Annotated in this window: 18 protein-coding genes; 4 read left to right on the forward strand and 14 right to left on the reverse strand. The window is 61.2% G+C overall.

The genetic code is table 11. The features are described from left to right. Positions 1–39: 39 nt before the first annotated feature. From DWU99_RS10950 to DWU99_RS10980, 7 genes are all read right to left on the reverse strand, one after another. Positions 40–237 (reverse strand): heavy-metal-associated domain-containing protein, encoded by a 198-nt coding sequence (locus tag DWU99_RS10950; RefSeq protein ID WP_115478052.1) that lies wholly within the window; start codon positions 235–237, stop codon positions 40–42. A gap of 134 nt (positions 238–371) precedes the next feature. Next, the gene (locus tag DWU99_RS10955) at positions 372–932 is read right to left on the reverse strand and encodes a hypothetical protein (RefSeq protein WP_115478053.1); all 561 of its coding nucleotides are present in this window, start codon (positions 930–932) and stop codon (positions 372–374) included. Between the two features lie 404 nt (positions 933–1336). Next, positions 1337–2098 carry a substrate-binding domain-containing protein gene (locus tag DWU99_RS10960; RefSeq protein ID WP_115478197.1) on the reverse strand — a complete coding sequence of 254 codons (762 nt, stop codon included), beginning with the start codon at positions 2096–2098 and terminating at the stop codon, positions 1337–1339. A 93-nt stretch (positions 2099–2191) separates the two neighbouring features. Further along, a complete protein-coding gene (locus DWU99_RS10965; RefSeq protein ID WP_158543273.1) occupies positions 2192–2704 on the reverse strand; it encodes a TlpA disulfide reductase family protein in 513 nt (170 codons plus the stop codon). Positions 2705–2730: 26 nt separating this feature from the next. Further along, positions 2731–3807 carry a TQO small subunit DoxD gene (locus DWU99_RS10970; RefSeq protein ID WP_115478055.1) on the reverse strand — a complete coding sequence of 359 codons (1077 nt, stop codon included), beginning with the start codon at positions 3805–3807 and terminating at the stop codon, positions 2731–2733. Between the two features lie 41 nt (positions 3808–3848). Then, positions 3849–4829, reverse strand: coding sequence for a substrate-binding domain-containing protein (locus tag DWU99_RS10975; RefSeq protein WP_115478056.1), 981 nt, complete (start codon positions 4827–4829; stop codon positions 3849–3851). 67 nt (positions 4830–4896) lie between these two features. Next, positions 4897–5451: a DsrE family protein gene (locus DWU99_RS10980; protein WP_115478057.1), complete on the reverse strand. Its 555-nt coding sequence runs from the start codon at positions 5449–5451 to the stop codon at positions 4897–4899. Between the two features lie 133 nt (positions 5452–5584). Here DWU99_RS10980 and DWU99_RS10985 point away from each other — a divergent pair, with 133 nt between their 5' ends. Together DWU99_RS10985 and DWU99_RS10990 are read left to right on the forward strand one after the other, a co-directional pair. Further along, on the forward strand, positions 5585–6475 hold the full coding sequence (locus tag DWU99_RS10985; RefSeq protein ID WP_115478058.1) for a LysR family transcriptional regulator: 891 nt from the start codon (positions 5585–5587) through the stop codon (positions 6473–6475). 147 nt (positions 6476–6622) lie between these two features. Beyond that, positions 6623–7825: an aminotransferase class V-fold PLP-dependent enzyme gene (locus DWU99_RS10990; protein WP_115478059.1), complete on the forward strand. Its 1203-nt coding sequence runs from the start codon at positions 6623–6625 to the stop codon at positions 7823–7825. Positions 7826–7885: 60 nt separating this feature from the next. Here DWU99_RS10990 and DWU99_RS10995 read toward each other — a convergent pair whose 3' ends face one another. From DWU99_RS10995 to DWU99_RS11015, 5 genes are all read right to left on the reverse strand, one after another. After that, complete coding sequence (locus DWU99_RS10995) at positions 7886–9307, reverse strand: carbohydrate porin (protein ID WP_115478060.1); 1422 nt, start codon at positions 9305–9307, stop codon at positions 7886–7888. A gap of 188 nt (positions 9308–9495) precedes the next feature. Further along, positions 9496–11142 (reverse strand): NRAMP family divalent metal transporter, encoded by a 1647-nt coding sequence (locus tag DWU99_RS11000; RefSeq protein WP_115478061.1) that lies wholly within the window; start codon positions 11140–11142, stop codon positions 9496–9498. A 64-nt stretch (positions 11143–11206) separates the two neighbouring features. Continuing rightward, positions 11207–11641 (reverse strand): S-adenosylmethionine decarboxylase, encoded by a 435-nt coding sequence (locus DWU99_RS11005; RefSeq protein ID WP_115478062.1) that lies wholly within the window; start codon positions 11639–11641, stop codon positions 11207–11209. 85 nt (positions 11642–11726) lie between these two features. Beyond that, a complete protein-coding gene (locus DWU99_RS11010) occupies positions 11727–11906 on the reverse strand; it encodes a hypothetical protein (RefSeq protein ID WP_115478063.1) in 180 nt (59 codons plus the stop codon). A gap of 145 nt (positions 11907–12051) precedes the next feature. Beyond that, positions 12052–12366 (reverse strand): hypothetical protein, encoded by a 315-nt coding sequence (locus DWU99_RS11015; protein ID WP_115478064.1) that lies wholly within the window; start codon positions 12364–12366, stop codon positions 12052–12054. A gap of 434 nt (positions 12367–12800) precedes the next feature. On the opposite strand from DWU99_RS11015, the gene DWU99_RS11020 reads away from it, so the two are divergent. Further along, positions 12801–13682, forward strand: a complete 882-nt coding sequence (locus tag DWU99_RS11020) for a LysR family transcriptional regulator (protein ID WP_233511046.1) — start codon at positions 12801–12803, stop codon at positions 13680–13682. A gap of 19 nt (positions 13683–13701) precedes the next feature. On the opposite strand, the gene DWU99_RS11025 is transcribed toward DWU99_RS11020, so the two are convergent. After that, the gene (locus tag DWU99_RS11025; protein WP_115478066.1) at positions 13702–14370 is read right to left on the reverse strand and encodes a peroxiredoxin-like family protein; all 669 of its coding nucleotides are present in this window, start codon (positions 14368–14370) and stop codon (positions 13702–13704) included. Positions 14371–14612: 242 nt separating this feature from the next. Here DWU99_RS11025 and DWU99_RS11030 point away from each other — a divergent pair, with 242 nt between their 5' ends. Beyond that, positions 14613–15578: an AraC family transcriptional regulator gene (locus DWU99_RS11030; protein WP_115478067.1), complete on the forward strand. Its 966-nt coding sequence runs from the start codon at positions 14613–14615 to the stop codon at positions 15576–15578. A gap of 21 nt (positions 15579–15599) precedes the next feature. Here DWU99_RS11030 and DWU99_RS11035 read toward each other — a convergent pair whose 3' ends face one another. Continuing rightward, the gene (locus DWU99_RS11035) at positions 15600–16136 is read right to left on the reverse strand and encodes a carboxymuconolactone decarboxylase family protein (protein WP_115478068.1); all 537 of its coding nucleotides are present in this window, start codon (positions 16134–16136) and stop codon (positions 15600–15602) included. Positions 16137–16232 lie beyond the last annotated feature (96 nt).

A 16232-nucleotide genomic window follows, 5' to 3' on the forward strand; every position in this document is an offset into this window, starting at 1 on the left:
TGATGGGAAGGTCAAGCATCAGTGTTCGCTGCATGCGGCCTAGAGCTGCTCGGTGGCGGGATAGCCTTCGGCTGCCATGGCGGTCACGGCATCGGCCGGGGAAAAATCGCCGTGCGCCTCGACCGTGCCTTGACTCAAATCAACAGAAACTCGGGCGTGAGGGTCAAGACGCTGTAATGCGCCAGTGATGGCGCGTACGCAGTGGCCACAGGTCATCTTTTCAACCGCAAATTGCATGGCGAACTCTCTGAAATCCGGCGTGTGCCGTGTTTGCCAAGCGTGCGCCTTGCCATGATGGGAAGGTCAACCCCGGCCATCGGGAGTGGCGCGAAAGACATAAGCTTTCGCGCCACTCTCGACGCTCATGCACCTCAATACTCCTCATCGGGCGTTTGAGCAGGGCTTATGGTCAGGCCGAACAGCAAGCGGGACTTCACCGAGTTCAGCGTCGAGGCAATCTGCACGGAGGACAAATCGTCGGCCTTGACCTCGCGCCGCGACCTCACGACAAGACGCGGCCCATCGCACAGCGCCGATGCCACCATCACGTCGCCGCGATCGTTATCGGCGGTCTTCAGGACGGGAGCCGCACTGCAATAGCTGGCGTTGGTGGGCATGCGATCGCCGCCGACGTACAGCACGACGCGCGGAAGCGACTCAAGGCCCAGGGCCTGCGGATTCTTGGCGGCGTACCGCGTCGCAGTCGTTCCCTGCGGAACGCGCGCCACCGTGTCGGCGTGTGTCGTGCCCGGAATCGTCCCGTGCACGTCGATGGGCATGTCGGCCATCTGCGGCGACCAGCGATCATACGAATCCGCCTCGTTGACCCAACGATTGTGCAGCGTGCCCTGGCAACCGGCGAGCAACAACACCGCCGGGACAGACAGAAGAAGACTGGCTTTTTTGACGATCGGGAAAGATGGGACCTTCATGATTCAACTCCTTATAAACAATGTGCTGCGTGTTTTGAAAGCGAATGCAAAGTTCGACGAATTCACGTCGTTTCCTTTGGCGCAAAACGATTATGTTGTGGGCGATGCATGATGAAAAATGCAATGTTTGTAGCGGTTGCATAGATTTCTGATATAGCTCGGCGCGCAGTCTTCCTGACGCTTAGCGATTGCGCCGATAAAGAAAGAAGGGTGTACCGAGGCTCGCCGGAACGCTTCAGGCAACGAGGACGAGACCGCGCCTGCCAGCACTGCGTCGCGCATCTCTTGATTACGAGAAAAACCCAAATAGGAATGCCCAACGCGGTGCGGATTCAACCTGCATCGCGTCGGGCATCCGGCGTTTTGATGGGTTTGGGTTTGCTTCTTGCGAAACGACCGGCGATTTAAGGCGCGGCGGTCGTTGTCCAGCCGTACTTTTCGAAGATCTTCTTGCCCGCATCGCTCGCCAGGAAGGCAACGAATGCCTGTGCCTGCGGATCCTTATCGCCACGCTTCGTGAGCACCACGCCGCTATCCCGATACACGCGATAGCGCGATTCGAGCGGTACCACTTGCGCCAGGCCGGGATGCGAGACGGACCATATCGGAAAGATGATCCAGGCATCGATGGAAGGATCCGCCTTCCATGCCTTGACCGCTTCGGCGCTGTTGCGGGCGTAGACGGCAATGTGCGACCGGAAATTCGACAAGGTCGAGATGTCGCCGTCGCGTCCCGCAATGTCTTCCCACATGCCGACCTGCCCCGCGCCATTCACCACCATCACCTTGGTGGTTCCGTGCAAGAGATCGCGGAAACCTCCGATGTGCCTGGGATTACCGGGCCTCACCAGAATGCCGGCAGGCCGCAGATACAAAGGACGAACGGTTTCGGGAAGCAGCTGATCGTTAAACGCAGTCAGGAAGTCGCTCATCATCGCTTCGGAGCCGCTGTACACAACGTCGCCATCGCGTTGCATGTCGCCGGCCCATTTGGGGGTTGGACCCGCGGTGACTTGCACGTCGATACCGTGCTGTTTACCGAATGCCGCCGCGGCCTCTTGCATGGCCGGGGCAGGACCGCCTGGTCCGTAGACGTGCAGCGTTTCGGCAGCGTGTGCCGACAGGGATGCCGCAAGCAGCGCCACGGCAGGAAGCAGAACTTTCATGATCACGAAAAACCTCCGAAAAAAACGTTGAAACAATCGCGTGTCATTGCCGTCGCGTGATGAGCCCGATGGCTCTCTCGCCGCAGTGACACGTCATGGGTTTATTGACGATGACTTACCGGTTGCGCAAAGCCCGTATGCTTCAGCGAGCGAAGCCAACTCGCTTTCGTTCAAGGCACCTTCCTGGCGGAATACGATGTCTCCATCGTTGTCGACGAGCAGGGTTGTCGGCACGACGGCGATTCCGCCGAACGCCTCGTTCAATTGCCCCGACGCGTCCCATGCCTGTGGATAGGTGACATGCGACATGGCCGCTGCGGCGGCTACGCGGTTCGGATCGTCGTTCGACAAGGCCACGCCTACGACGCTCAATCCTGAGGCGCCGTAACGCATATAGGCATTTTCGAGTGCGGGCATCTCAGCCAGGCATGCTTCACAGTCGGTCGACCAAAAGTTGATCAGCACGAAGCGCCCATTCCATGCCAACGGTGAAAGCGGCTTGCCGTCGAGTCCGGTGATCGCAAGCCGATGCCATGCCTGCACACGATGTGCATGGTGGAATGACAGGAAGGGCGCAGCGCAAGCCGCCATGATCAACACGATCATGGCGGCCGCGTTCCAGCGAAAGTGTTTCATGGCAGCGTGAGCGGAAGCGTCCACGAGCGACCGTTCACCGAGGTCAACTGCAGCGTGTAGCGTCCCGGTGCCAACGTTGCCGCGTCCGCATCCGCCGGCAAGGTCACGGTGGCCATGGAGCCGATCGGACCTACCAGGCCGAACGGCCCCGTGTGGATCTTTTGGTAGTCGTAGTCGTTGTGGAAGGCCTGCTTCGGCAGTTTCGCCAGCTGCTCAGCCGTCCATGTTTTTTCCACGACACCGTTGTTGCCCGAAAGCGTGGCGCGCACCACATCGGACGGTGCTTCCGGCGTACCTGCGTCGACATAGGCCTTGAAGGTCACGGCACCCTGTTGCGTCAATTGCCCTTCGCTGAGCGACCAGTGATGCGCGGTGGGACTCACCGGACCGCCATGGAATGGCGTGACCACGGAACCGCGGAAGTAGCTGTACGTTCCGACGATGAAGATCACCGTGACGGCCAGCAGGACGCCGCTCAATTTTCCAAAGTTCTTGTCGCTGACCGGCAGCGGCGACGTACCGCCCAGCCACTGGAACCAACGTGCGTTGGCGATGTGCGGCCGCGTGCGTGCCAGCCAGCTGTCGACGGACCACGCACCGCCGCCGGCGAGAACCAGCGTGATGCCCATGGCGAAGTTGCAGGCCGCCATGGTCCACTCGTCGATGCACGTGGCGCCTTGCCATCCGAACAGCAACATCAAGGTGAAGGCGAGGCCGATCGAGAACGCCGCCGCCAGCCGCGTCAGCGTGCCTGTGATCAGCATCAGCCCGACGATCAACTCCGCCGCGCTGAATACGATGACACCCGTGTAGAGCCACACGAAGTGCTGCAGCAGCCAGGACACCACATGATCCATGCCGAATAAGGCACCCGGCATGGCGGTCTGGAACTTGTAAGCCATCCAATGCGGAGCGTGCGGGTTCAATTTGGATGGCGCGTAGAAGAAGCGACGCGAACCGCCGCCCCAGTAGATCCAGCCTTGCACGAATCGAACGGCGACAAGTGCAATCGCTGCCAGGCGCCACGCCTGTTGAAAACCGGCATTCTGTTTGATGGTGAGAGACGTGTTCATAAGAATCACCCTGATACTTGGTTCATGTGGTCGCGTTCGTTTTACGAACCACGTTGCGATGCGTCGTAGGGTTTGAATCCATAACGCTCAAAAATGGCCAGCCCCTGCTCCGACCGGATGAAGTCCAGCCAACGCTGCGCTGCCTTGGCATGCGATGTGCCTTTGACGATCGCACCGGCGTAGATGGCGGTGGTGTTCTGGCTCGCGGGAATGTCGACATGCGTAATCGGATGACCCGCTTGTTCCTGGAAGACCGCCTCGGATTGCCACGTCACGCCCGCATCCGCACGGCCCTGCATGATCCACAACGGCGTCTGGCGATGATGGATATGCGTCAGCTCCGTCGAGCCCTGCCCCACTTTTGTTTCGTAAACCTGCGTTTCGAGCGCCTTGCCGCCAGCCTTTTCCAACGACGCCTCGATCTGACGCGCGATGCCTTCGAACTCGGGATTGGGCATCGCCAGCTTGAGGCTCGGCTTGCTCAGATCCGACAGTCCCGCGATCTGCATGGGATTGCCGGCCGCCACCATGATGGTCAGCGTATTGGTGGCGTACGGCACGGCGGGTGCTTGCAGCAAGCCCGTGTCGATCTGCTTCTTCACGGCTTTGAGCCCGGCGAGATAGACGTCCGGCTTGACGGTCCAGGTCATGTTGCCGACCGTCACCGTGCCGCCCGCCTTCATCTGCTTCACCAGCAGCCCGGGCGGAATCGTTTCCCAATACAAACGTCCCTTGTATTCGGGATACTTCGCTTCGAAGGCCTTGACCAGCGGCGCCATCGCGAAGAAGTAGTTGCCGCCGACATAAAGCGACAACGCGGGGTGGTCCGGATTGCCGTGGAAATCCGCCAGATTGTCGGCGTCCGGTACCGTGAATTCAAAACCGCGACTGGCCTGATCGTTGTTTTCGCCGTGTTGCCACGGCGGGCTCAACTCGGGAGCCTTGGCGGTCTGCGCCATCGCAATGCCGGCTGCACCGGCGAAGAGCAAAGCGGCCGCGACGATGTTGGGTTTGATAAGCATGTGTCTCTCCTGAGGGGTGCCGCGAAGGCGCCCCTTGCAAAAATAGCGAGCTGTGAAAACCGGCGCCTTACAGCTGCAGCAGGTCGTAACCCTGGTGCTCGAGCGTCGTCACGGTGGTCAGCGCGGACAGCGCCAGCGTGACGTGCGGGTCCACCCATGCGTAATCGAACTGATGTTCGGCCACGGCCTGACCGCAGACCGCCACATCCACGCCGGCGCTGCGAAGCTTTTCGATCAGCGGCAGATTGGGATTGGGCACCCCGTAGGCAGCGCGATATTGCGCATCGTTGAGCACCAGCGGTGTCGCACCGCCGGAAGCCACCGCGACAAACTTCAAGTGATCCAGGGGAACGCCCGCGGCCACATAGAGGTTCACGGTACGCGCCACACGATCCAGGGAGGCATTGACATCGCGAGGCGATTTCGCGGCCTCGGTCAGTGAAAACACAATCCGGTAGGTCTGGTCCGCAACGGGCTTATAGGCGGCGTTGGGCAGATAATGGATCTTGCCGTAGCCGGTAATCGTGGGCGTGGCCCAGAAACCGGCAGGCTGGTCGGCGGCAACCGCCGCGACGGACATCATGAGACTCGCCGTGGCGAGTAGAAGGGAAAGACGACGCATGGCATGAACTCCTCTACAAATGCGATAACTGCGAAAGGCGAAGAAATGCGCCTTCCGGGCAACGCAAAGTGTGAGCACGCGGCACTCATAGATCTAATACAATTAGCCGAAGCCATTCATATAGAAAATGCATATGAACCTGCATCACCTGGCTGTCTTCAACGCCATCGCCGAAACCGGCAGCATCTCGGCCGCCGCCGAACGGCTGTACATCTCCCAGCCTGCCCTCTCCCGCGAGCTCAAGGATTTCGAGGCCCGTCTGGGCGTCACGCTGTTCGAACGCATGCCGCGCGGCATGCGCATGACGCATGCGGGCGAGGTGCTGCGCGAATATGCGGCTCGCCTGTTCGACATCTCGCGCACCGCCGAAGCCGCGATGCGCGAAATCGCCGACGCGCGCATGGGCCACCTCTCGATCGGCGCCAGCAACACGAACGGCACCTATGTGCTTCCGCAGCGACTGGCCACCTTTCGTCAAGCCAATCCTGGCGTGCGCATCACCATGTTCGTCGGCAATACGGAGCAGATTTCCCAAGGCGTCGCGGACATGCGTTTCGCGCTCGGCTTCATCGAAGGCCCGTTGCATGTCAGCGGACTGGTGGCCGAGCAATTCCAGAAAGACGAGCTCGTGCCGGTGGTGGCCGCTGACCATGAACTCCTGGAAAAGAAGCGTCTTCTGGCGGCCGACCTCAATGACCGGCCGCTCCTGATGCGCGAACAAGGTTCCGGCACACGCGAACTCATCGCCGAAATGCTGGACGCCAACGACGTGCAACAGGGCAACGTGATGGAATTCGGCAATACGGAAGCCTTGAAGCAGGCCGCCATGCACGGCGGCGGCATTGCCTGGTTGCCGCGCATCAGCATCGCGAAGGAACTGGATGAAGGCACGTTGCAGGTGCTTCCCATCAAGCGCCTGATGATTCAGCGGCCGCTGAGCGTCATTCGTCGCGCCAGCGCACATGTAGGACCCACCAGCGAGGCGTTTCTAAAAACCCTGCGCGCCAGCCTAGACACGCAGTGACACGGCGAATGCCGCTTCACGTACCTGCGTCCATCCGCTAACGGTATATATCCAATCTATACATAGGCTCCACTAATTGTATTGGCGATATGCATGAGCCGGGATCATGCTCTGCTGCGTCCCCCGCCGATCCATTGAGGCCACCCCATGCATTACCTCGACAACGCCGCGACGTCCTGGCCGAAACCGGAGATCGTCTACGAGTCCCTGGACCAGGGCTTTCGTCAGTTCCTCAGCGCGAAGCGAGGCACGTCGCAGACATCGCGCCACGGCGCCGCTGCGCTGGACGCCGCGAGACAGACACTGGCCGAGCTCCTTCACGTGCCCGACGCATCGCGCATCGTCTTCACGGGCGGCTGCACGCAAGCGCTCAACCTTGCGATCCAGGCGTTTCCCTGGCAACCGGGCGACGGCATCGTGATCAGCGCTCTCGAGCACCACGCATTGTCTCGCCCCGTACGCAAAGTAGCGCGCGAAAAGCAGCTTGAGTTCTACGTGGTTCCCTATACCGACGAAGAGCCGTTCTCGCTGGACGCCTACGAACAACTGCTGCGGACCAAGCCCAACATCCGGCTTGTGGCGACCATGCACGCGAGCAACGTGATCGGCTCGATCCTGCCGGTGGAAGCGATCGGCCGTCTCGCCAGGCAGTACGGCAAGTACTACCTGCTGGACGCTGCGCAGTCCGCGGGAGCACTTCCCATCGATGCGCAACGGTTCAACGCCGACATGATCGCGCTGCCGGCACACAAGTCGCTGTATGGCCCGCCCGGCATCGGCGCCCTGTACGTCAGCGAGAACGTGCCGCTTCAAACCTTCATGGAAGGCGGCACGGGCAGCGACTCCGGCGAACATGCCGTCCGTCTTGTCGTGCCGGATATGTTCGAGGTTGGAACGATCCCCATGCCGCAGATCCATGCGATGGCGGCGGGCGCCGAATGGGTGATGGAAACTGGCATAGAGACCATCCGACAGCACGAGACGCGATTGCTCCAACATCTTCTCGATGGATTGAAGGCGCTGCCCGAGGTGATCGTCTACGGGCACACGCATGTCGAACGGAAGACCCCGGTCGTGTCTTTCAATCTGATCGGCAAGCAGCCCAAATCCGTGGGAGAGCTGCTGTTCGACCGATACGACATCGCCCTGCGCGCCGGTTTCCATTGCGCACCGATGGCACATCAGGCGATCGGGACATTGCCCCTCGGCGGCACCATCCGGGCCAGCTTGGGTTATTACACGACCCTCGACGACGTCGATGCGCTGCTGAATGCACTCGGACATATCGGCGACGTTACGCATCATTCGGATCGCAAAGATTCCTTGAGCGAAGAACGCCAGCCGCGGTAATGCCTTCTGTCACCGAAAACCCCACCGGCGACGCATGGCGTCGACCGGTGGGTGCGGTTGTCAGATCTCCAGATGCACGCGCATGCCATAGATAAACACGGGACCTCGACGATCCGCGTTGTAGCCGGGGTTGACGATCATCTGCCCATCGGGGCTCAACTCGACGCCCTTGAAAAGGTGATAGTTGTAGTAGGCCTCCAACACTTCTTCCCGGCCATAGTGAGCAAGCTGGCCGTCGCCTAGAAAACCGCCCAGTCCTCCGGCGGCAAGATACTCGCGGTGCTGGCGATTCAAGCCGGCGGTGGAGAAAGCGATGCCGAAAACATCGTCCGGACGGTTCCAGCGCGTGCCATTGACGGAAACGCCACCCGAGAGATCGTTGTCGATTTCGGTGAATGCAAATTCCTCGACACGATCGTTGGCGCTGCTGGCGCGCAGGAACACGCCGACGTCGCTGCTGAGCCGCTGCTCGAAGCTGATGCCATATCCCACTTTCGACGAGGTCTTGAGCACGTTGCTGAGGTTGGGCACTTCACCCGTGCCGGCTGCCGCGGCGATCGCATCCGTATAGCTGCCCGCGTAGGCGCGGTTGGCAAAACCCAGCACGCGCACCAACCCCGGCAAGTCGCCGATCTTGTGATCGTGCTCCACTTCGATCTCGTCGCCGTGATAACGCCAGATGTTGTGGTCGAGGGTGGTGCCGTTCGCCTCCTTGGGCTCCATGAAGCGGCCGATGCGAACCACCCAGTTGTCCCAGTAGAACTCCCCGGCGCCACCGATGGTGTAAGCGCGCGCATCGGCGGCATAGTCCCACGCGCCATAGGTGATCATGGCCCAGTTGAGGAACTGCGTGCGCGGATCGTTGGCGTAAGTGTTCTTTTCGAAAATGTCGGTCAGGGTGATCTTGCCGAGCGTCACCACGAAGCGATGCGAATCGTAGTTGCCGGCCAGTTGGTTCGGACCATCTTCGACGTGGATGGCGTCGCCGCCAAGATCGAATGTTTGCCGCAAAAACCATCGCGCATAGTAGCCGCGCGGACGGGTACCGCCATTCTTCTGAATCTCGCCGTTCTGGATGCTGGCAAGGCCGTAAAGATGGGAGAGCGGCTGTCCCACCACGACTTCCGGATCGAAATACAGCTCACCGCCCTTCCAAAGGCGCGCCCCCATATAAGTCGTAAATGTCCACGTATAGCTGTACTCGGGCGTGGTCGCCAGACTTTGCGGGCCGGTGTAGGGCGCATTGAAGCCTTCCTTGTATTGATAGACATACGTGGTCTGAGCGTGAATGTTCCAGCGCTCCTCGCTCGTGTCTTCAGCATTCTTGCCTTGTGCCGGCGAGGGTGGCGAGCCGCGGGTTCCATCGGCCGCCGCCAAGGTGTCTTGCGCCTGGGCCGGAGCGCCAAAGGCCAGCGCTCCCAGCCACAGCATGCATGCCGGAAGATGTTTTCGCGCGATCGAAGTTTGCGTTTGCGTTTGCATAAAAAAAGCCGAGTCGAAGGTTTTTGGCGCAGCGCTGCCCGCAGCAAGCGCGAAGCGTTTGCCGGTCGAAACAGCGCAAGGAAATAGGGACTGATCCGGCGCTAGCAGCCGGCCTGCATCAGCACGATGGAGGCTGACTGCGCCGGTACCACGCGTTGGGCCATGAGCGCCTCATGCCTGCGACACCTTCAAGACTTGGCCAGAACAACCTGCACCACCTTGACGATGGCGAGGATCAGCGCAGCGGCCAGGTAGGCGCGCAGCACGCCCAGCCATATGCGCCGACGCAGGCTCAGCTTCGCCGGCGGCAGCTTGCTCAGCGGCGGCATGCGCCAATGGGCCTTGTCGACGACAACAACGTCTTTCGGCACCGTGGCGGTGTGACGGCGCCAATGCATGATCCCGAATGCGACCGCAACGGCCAGCGCCAGTACGCCACCGCCAACGAGCACGCCGATGATCTGCGCACTGGTGATCGAGGGATACAGCACCGACGCGGTAAGGATGATCGACAGCAACACCAGCACCGCCACCACCGCCGTGGTGAACAGGTTGGTGATGGGTTTGTTCACCCACGGTCCCAGCACGGCCTTGTCGTTGCACAACAAGAGCAGAAACACCGACGCACCGGGCAGCAGGATGCCAGCCAGGGTCTGCACCGCGTTGGTGATGAGGCCGAGCGGCGCATTCGGAATCAGCACCAGCACCGCGGACACCGCGACCAACAACGCATACACCGCGTAGAAGAGCTTCGCTTCCGTGGGCTTGCGATGCAGCGAATGATTGACCGCCAGCACATCGCCCACCGCATACGCCGTCGACAGCGACACGGCCGATGCTCCGATGATGCTGGCGTCGATCAGCGCGATCGAGAACAGCACGGAAGGCGTCCCGCCCACGTACTTGGCGATACCCGCGGCCACCGCCCCGGCATCGGCGAACTGGCCCATTTCCGGGCGGCCTGCGAACGTGGCGGCGGTGAACGCAATCATCGCCACCGCACCGATGATCACGAGCGCGATGCCGATCCACAGATCCGCCTTCTCGTAGGTCATGAAGCGTGGCGTGATGCGCTTGTCGATCACATAGCTTTGCTGAAAGAACAACTGCCAGGGCGCCACCGTCGTGCCGACGATGGCGATGATCAGCAGCATGACGTCGCTCAGCGGCGCCCCCTTGGGCATGCCCGGCACCAGCATGTTGTGCGCGACCTGCGCCACCGGCGGATGCACCATCAGCAACACGGGCACCAGCAGCAGGCTGCCCACCACCAGCAGCAGCGCGAACCGCTCGAAACGCCGGAAGTTGCCGGTGGAAGCGGTGATGATGATCAATGCGGCCGCGATCATCACTCCCCAATTGCGCGAAAGGCCCAGATGATCCAGGCCCAGGCTGATACCGATGAATTCGGTGACGATGGTGAGTGCGTTGAGGATGAAAAGATCGATCACGCTGAACGCACCCCAGAACTTGCCGAAGCGTTCGAGGATCAGCCGCGCGTGGCCGACGCCGGTCACCGCACCGAGGCGCAGCACCATTTCCTGGTTCACGTACAACACCGGAATCAGCAGCGAAAGCGTCCACAGCAACACGGTGCCGTAATTTTGTCCGGCCTGGGTATAAGTGCTGAAGGCACCCGCGTCGTTGTCGCCCACCATCACGATCAGGCCGGGGCCGAGAATGGCAAGCAGGGTGCGCAGGCGCGCGCCCCAGCTGTCGCGTCGCGCGCGATCGTTATAGGCGATGGTGCCGAGTGCGCCGCGGATGTCGCCCACATGGGCGCTATCGAGCACGGCGGTATCGTCGGCTTCTTTTAATTCGAGAACGGTATTCATGGTTAAGCCTTGTCGTGGGGCGGTAGACGATGGGGCGATGTGCAGGCAATAAACGGCGACTGGGCTAGGCGATCCTCTGTACCGGTTTCGTCAGAAAAACTTCGGTGGGCTTGCGCGGCGTGCGCCCCTGTACCGGCAGCGACTGGCCGTCGCGCTGCACGCGGTGCAGCAGCGAACGCAGCGGACGGAATTCGTCGCGCAGGCCGTTGAAGACCTGCATGGCGGCCGTGATGTCGGCCGGTTCGACTTCTTCGACGAACAGATCCGCGATCACCGCGTCGCGGCGCGGAAACGTGCGCACCACGAGGTGGATGCCGTTGCCGCTCATCGCGCCGATCACGCCGTCCAGCGCCGTGGCGGTGAAGTGTTCGTAACGGATGGGCAGATGGCGACGCGCCACGTGCGCCATGCAATGTGCCTGGATGGCTTGTGCATCGGTGAGCAACGCCTTGGGCGCGCAGCAGTCGAACCATTCGCCGACGAAATGGATGTTCTTCATGGGAGTCTCTTCGCTTTCTGGGCCCGCAGCGGTTCTGCGGGCATGCACAGGAAAACCTCGGCACGCACGCGTGCCGAGTGCGGATTCAGGCGTTATGCGCCTTGCGAGATCGCGCGAGGCCGCGACACCAACGCGCCGAAGCGCGCAGCAAGGTCATGACCAGACCGGGCGAAGACGGTTTGGCCGTGCGGCAAGCGACATAGACGTTGAGCAGCCGATCGGGGGTATGCATCGGCGTGCGGGCGTGCAGGAAGGAGAGTTGCATGGCTCGGTCCTCGTGATTCGCCGCATGGGCGACACGGACGCGAGCCGGCTCACATCATGACGACGTGAGCGGGACGCATCGCGTGCGCGTCCAGACGGTAGAAAAGGAAATGTGGTTGTTACTGGCAGGAGGAGGTCGCATAGGACTACCCGTTGGCGTACTGGCACGAAGGAGGACGCATGCCGGCACTGCGAAGACGCCATTGCATGCGGAACTTGGAAACGACATGCCTGCTTCTCAGGCCCGGGCTCGGTTCGTCCGGCGCATCGCAAACCCAATGGCATTCGAGCACGCCCGTGACGGCGTTCCGATGCCACTGCGCGTGCAGTGGAGCAGCGTGATGCGAAGGGGAAACGGCCACGTCGGGGCGCGCCCGGTTCCAGGAACCGCGCCAGGCCTTGTGATGATGGGGTGCGCTCGCCGCACGACGGCGGACTGCACGCAAATACAGCTTGTTCATATGACTCACCTCGTCAGCGCCAACGACGGCGCGAGAGGCGAGCCGGACTTCCCTAGTCGAGGAAAGCGCCGGCCGACCGAACGCGGCCGCCGTTAAGGCTTACGTTGTTCAACTGGCACGCCAACATCGGATGGGTGCATCCGAAATTGGCGCATCGACTAGGAGGGTTACTGTCCATTTCTCGTATTTGGGTTATCGGAAAAATGCCGCAGGAAAGGCTTCCCGGAGGCCGGCGCACGATACCCCTGGGTCATAGGTGTGTCAACCGAGCGACCGACCATTTCGGAAACAGCGCCACCGGATGCCCAGCGCAGTCATGCATCCCAGGGGTGTCGGCACTGGTACATTACTTTCCTCAGCAACGGCGGCGCTCAATGCGTTGATATCGGCATCTACTCTGCTCGAGAACGGGGAATATGGACCGATTCGCAGTCATGGAAACCTTTATCTGTGTCGTGGAGGCGGGCTCGTTTTCCGCGGCGGCGAAGCGTCTCAATGTCGGCCAGCCCGCGGTTTCCAAATCCATCGCCCAGCTTGAGGATCGGCTTGGCGTGCGCCTGGTCCTGCGCTCCACGCGCGGCCTGACGCCTACCGAAGCGGGCCAGCAGTATTACGAGCGAGCGAAGCGTTCCATCGAAGAAGCCCATGAGGCCGAACTGGTCGCACGCGGCACGGGCAAAGGTTTATCGGGAAAACTCCGCGTGAGTGCCGCCGTGACGTTCGCCAGGCTGCATATCATCCCGCGATTGAACACGTTTCTTAGCGCGCATCCGGATCTGCGGATCGACGTGAGGCTGGACGACCGGAATATCGATCTCGTCGAGCAAGGTATCGACGTGGCCTTGCGCATGGGAACACTGCCCGACTCGAGCATGACCGCGCGGCATATCGCCCAGACGCGGCGTTACGCTCTTGCCACGCCGCGCTACCTTCAATCGCATGGAACGCCCAGGACGCCCGCGGAATTGGCGCAGCACGAGATCGTGGTCTACAGCCCCAATGGCGGTAATGCGGCGTGGGATTTTCAACGCGGCGATACGGTGACATCCGTGGTGGTCACCGGACGAATCCACGTATCCGCGGCCGAGGGTGTGCGTGCCGCCGTACTGGCCGATATGGGTATCGCCATCGCTTCCGAGTGGATGTTTGCATCGGAGATTAGTAACGGCGAAGTTCAAGCGGTTCTCGAAGATTGGTCGTTGCCGCCGATCGACGTTTGGGCGCTGTTTCCCACCGGCCGCATGGTGAGCGCGAAGGCACGGGCCTTCGCCGATTTTGTGGAAGCGATCTTGAAGGAGATCACTCCCACGACATGACGACCGTGCTCCACAGCCTTCAACGGTTGCCGTACTGATTCAGCACAGGAAGCAGATCTTCCGGTTCAGGACGGTGCGTGTAATCCGGATTGACTTCCGCATACACGATGGTGCGATCCGGAGCGATGACATAACGCGCCGGAATGGGAAGCGTCCAGCTGTCGTCGCCATTGAAAGCCGGAAGGTTGTTTTTCAGTCTCTTGTAGAGTTCGACGAGATAATCCGGCAACGCGTAGCGCAGGCCGAAGTCGGCGGCAACCTGATTGTTCGCATCGCCGAGAATGGGAAAGCTCAGGTGATTGACGCGCTCCGACTTCTGGCTGTTGACCGCCAGCTGCGGCGAAATCGCCACGAGGCTTGCCCCCGCTTCGCGAATCTTCGGCAACGCGGCTTCCAGCGCCTGAAGCTCGAAATTGCAGTACGGGCACCACACTCCGCGATAAAAACTCACGACCAACGGTCCCTTGGCCAACAGTTCCTGCGAGGAAACCGCGTGCCCGTGACCATCTCGCAAAACGAATGAGGGTGCGATGTCGCCGGCCTTGGCTGCACGGCTTGCCTGGCCCGACGCGATCAGATCGGCCGTGGCGCGTTCCATGATCGGGTGAATGTCGGACGGCGCGTTATAGGGTGGTTTGCCTGCGCGGAAGTCCGCTTTGAATGCATCTAACGTGGCTTGGAGAGACATGATGGTTAGCTCCTTGGTGAGGTGGCGCCATGGTCGGCGCGCACCTCGGCCCGGAGAACCCGCGGCGCGCACATATCTGTCATTCCCGGGAGGAATTGGCGTGACGGCTTCTACGCGCGAAGCCGGAGAGCGGAGAGCCCCGCAAAGCTTGCGGAAGGTGGTTGCACTTTACGAGGCAAGAATGAGCATGGTAATGTCGTATTAGCTAATATCCATGCCAGTAAGTATCAACGGAGGTTCTCATGTCTCCGCCGCAGGACTGGTTGAGTCGTCTGCTGGAAATAACGCCCGTGCGCGGTCAGCTCGATCTGCGCTGCCAGTACGGCGCACCCTGGCGCATCGATCAGGAAGCATCGGCCGCTGGCGAAATGGCTTATCACATCGTGCTCGACGGATCGGCGTTGCTGGAAGATCCCGCGGACGGATCGCCGGTGCATCTGACTGCCGGCGACATCCTGCTGCTTGCCAACGGCGAGGCGCACACGCTGCATGATGGCAGCGGCAAGCGCGCCAAGCGAGCGGTGACGCGAACCGCTGCGAATGTGGTTTTCAGCGAAAACACGGGCAACGGTGCGCACCTCGACATGCTGTGCGGCCGATTCGCGCTTTCTCCCGCACATGCGCGACTGCTGCGTCGCTATCTGCCATCGCACCTGGTGGTACGTGGTGCCAGCGGCGACGCATCGAACGAAGCGCGCGAAACCGGTTCGCAGTTGCTGGGGCTCATGACACTCATGCGCTCGGAGAGCGGTGTCGATTGCCTGGGTGGTCGCGCCATGCTCAATGCATTGTCCACTGCGTTGTTCGCATTGACCCTGCGCTTCGCCAGCGAATCGCGCGAGGCACCGGCTGGATTACTTGCGTTGGCGGGCTATCCGCGGCTCGCTCCGGCACTCGAAGCACTGTTCCACGATCCGGGTTACCCATGGACGCTGCCGCTGCTCGCGCAGAAGTGCAGCATGTCGCGGGCCACCTTCGTGCGCTTGTTCCAGGAGAAGCTTGGATGCTCCGCCAGCGATCTGTTGACGGATATCCGCATGACGCTGGCGGCCAATGAATTGCGCCAATCGTCGGCGTCCACCGGAGCGGTGGCGGAAAACGTGGGATATCAATCCGAAGCGGCGTTCCAGCGCGCGTTCAAACTCCACATGGGCGTCACACCGGCACAATGGCGTCGAACGTCGCAGACGCCGGACGAGGCGCCATAGCGCCCCGCCTGATTCACGAGCTTACTTCACGGCCGGAAAGTCGAGCGCCGTATCGTTGATGCGATTGAACACGTTGGTGAAGACGATGACCGTAATGGCCAGGCTGATATCCACCAGCTGCGCGTCGGTATAGCCCGCCTGCTTGATGGCGCCGAATTCCGCTTCGGGAATCGTGCCGGATGTCGCCACAAGCGTGCGGACGAAGTGGGCGAGCGCATCGCGCTTCGCATCGCCGGTCGGCTCTCCTGCGCGGATTTTCGCCAATACGTCGGGCTTGAGGCCCGTCATCTTGCCAAGCAACGAGTGTGCAGCCACACAGTAGTCGCAACCGGCGACCGTGCTGACGATCAACTTGATCGTTTCCTGATCCTGCTTGCTCAGCGTGCCTGCAGCCAGCACGCCTTCGGCTTGCAGAACTGCCTTCAGCGCCGCCGGATTCAACGCGCCAATCGCGGCAAAGGTGTTGGGCACGCCGCCTGCGGCTTTGCGGATCTGCTCGAAAACTTCGGCGGTGGCACCGGTGGCCGTTTCCACGGCGGGAGTGAAAATGCGAGACATGGGAGGACTCCATCGTTGTGTTGAGGTGGAGTCACTTTAGGATCCAAAGGCGATCCTTTTAATACTAATAAGTCTTTCATTTATGCTCCAAAGTAT

Source organism: Dyella psychrodurans (assembly GCF_003363265.1).
In the GTDB taxonomy this organism is placed as follows: Bacteria; Pseudomonadota; Gammaproteobacteria; order Xanthomonadales; family Rhodanobacteraceae; genus Dyella_B; species Dyella_B psychrodurans.

Excerpts from the sequence above, each read along its gene's own strand:
- DWU99_RS11005 (WP_115478062.1), bottom strand. The coding sequence starts at position 11,641 with ATGAAGAACATCCATTTCGTCGGCGAATGGTTCGACTGCTGCGCGCCC.
- DWU99_RS11020 (WP_233511046.1), top strand. The coding sequence starts at position 12,801 with ATGGAAACCTTTATCTGTGTCGTGGAGGCGGGCTCGTTTTCCGCGGCG.
- DWU99_RS11035 (WP_115478068.1), bottom strand. The coding sequence starts at position 16,136 with ATGTCTCGCATTTTCACTCCCGCCGTGGAAACGGCCACCGGTGCCACC.
- DWU99_RS11030 (WP_115478067.1), top strand. The coding sequence starts at position 14,613 with ATGTCTCCGCCGCAGGACTGGTTGAGTCGTCTGCTGGAAATAACGCCC.
- DWU99_RS11015 (WP_115478064.1), bottom strand. The coding sequence starts at position 12,366 with ATGAACAAGCTGTATTTGCGTGCAGTCCGCCGTCGTGCGGCGAGCGCA.
- DWU99_RS10955 (WP_115478053.1), bottom strand. The coding sequence starts at position 932 with ATGAAGGTCCCATCTTTCCCGATCGTCAAAAAAGCCAGTCTTCTTCTG.
- DWU99_RS11000 (WP_115478061.1), bottom strand. The coding sequence starts at position 11,142 with ATGAATACCGTTCTCGAATTAAAAGAAGCCGACGATACCGCCGTGCTC.
- DWU99_RS10975 (WP_115478056.1), bottom strand. The coding sequence starts at position 4,829 with ATGCTTATCAAACCCAACATCGTCGCGGCCGCTTTGCTCTTCGCCGGT.
- DWU99_RS10990 (WP_115478059.1), top strand. The coding sequence starts at position 6,623 with ATGCATTACCTCGACAACGCCGCGACGTCCTGGCCGAAACCGGAGATC.
- DWU99_RS10995 (WP_115478060.1), bottom strand. The coding sequence starts at position 9,307 with ATGCAAACGCAAACGCAAACTTCGATCGCGCGAAAACATCTTCCGGCA.
- DWU99_RS10970 (WP_115478055.1), bottom strand. The coding sequence starts at position 3,807 with ATGAACACGTCTCTCACCATCAAACAGAATGCCGGTTTTCAACAGGCG.
- DWU99_RS10980 (WP_115478057.1), bottom strand. The coding sequence starts at position 5,451 with ATGCGTCGTCTTTCCCTTCTACTCGCCACGGCGAGTCTCATGATGTCC.
- DWU99_RS10950 (WP_115478052.1), bottom strand. The coding sequence starts at position 237 with ATGCAATTTGCGGTTGAAAAGATGACCTGTGGCCACTGCGTACGCGCC.
- DWU99_RS11010 (WP_115478063.1), bottom strand. The coding sequence starts at position 11,906 with ATGCAACTCTCCTTCCTGCACGCCCGCACGCCGATGCATACCCCCGAT.
- DWU99_RS11025 (WP_115478066.1), bottom strand. The coding sequence starts at position 14,370 with ATGTCTCTCCAAGCCACGTTAGATGCATTCAAAGCGGACTTCCGCGCA.
- DWU99_RS10985 (WP_115478058.1), top strand. The coding sequence starts at position 5,585 with ATGAACCTGCATCACCTGGCTGTCTTCAACGCCATCGCCGAAACCGGC.
- DWU99_RS10965 (WP_158543273.1), bottom strand. The coding sequence starts at position 2,704 with ATGATCGTGTTGATCATGGCGGCTTGCGCTGCGCCCTTCCTGTCATTC.
- DWU99_RS10960 (WP_115478197.1), bottom strand. The coding sequence starts at position 2,098 with ATGAAAGTTCTGCTTCCTGCCGTGGCGCTGCTTGCGGCATCCCTGTCG.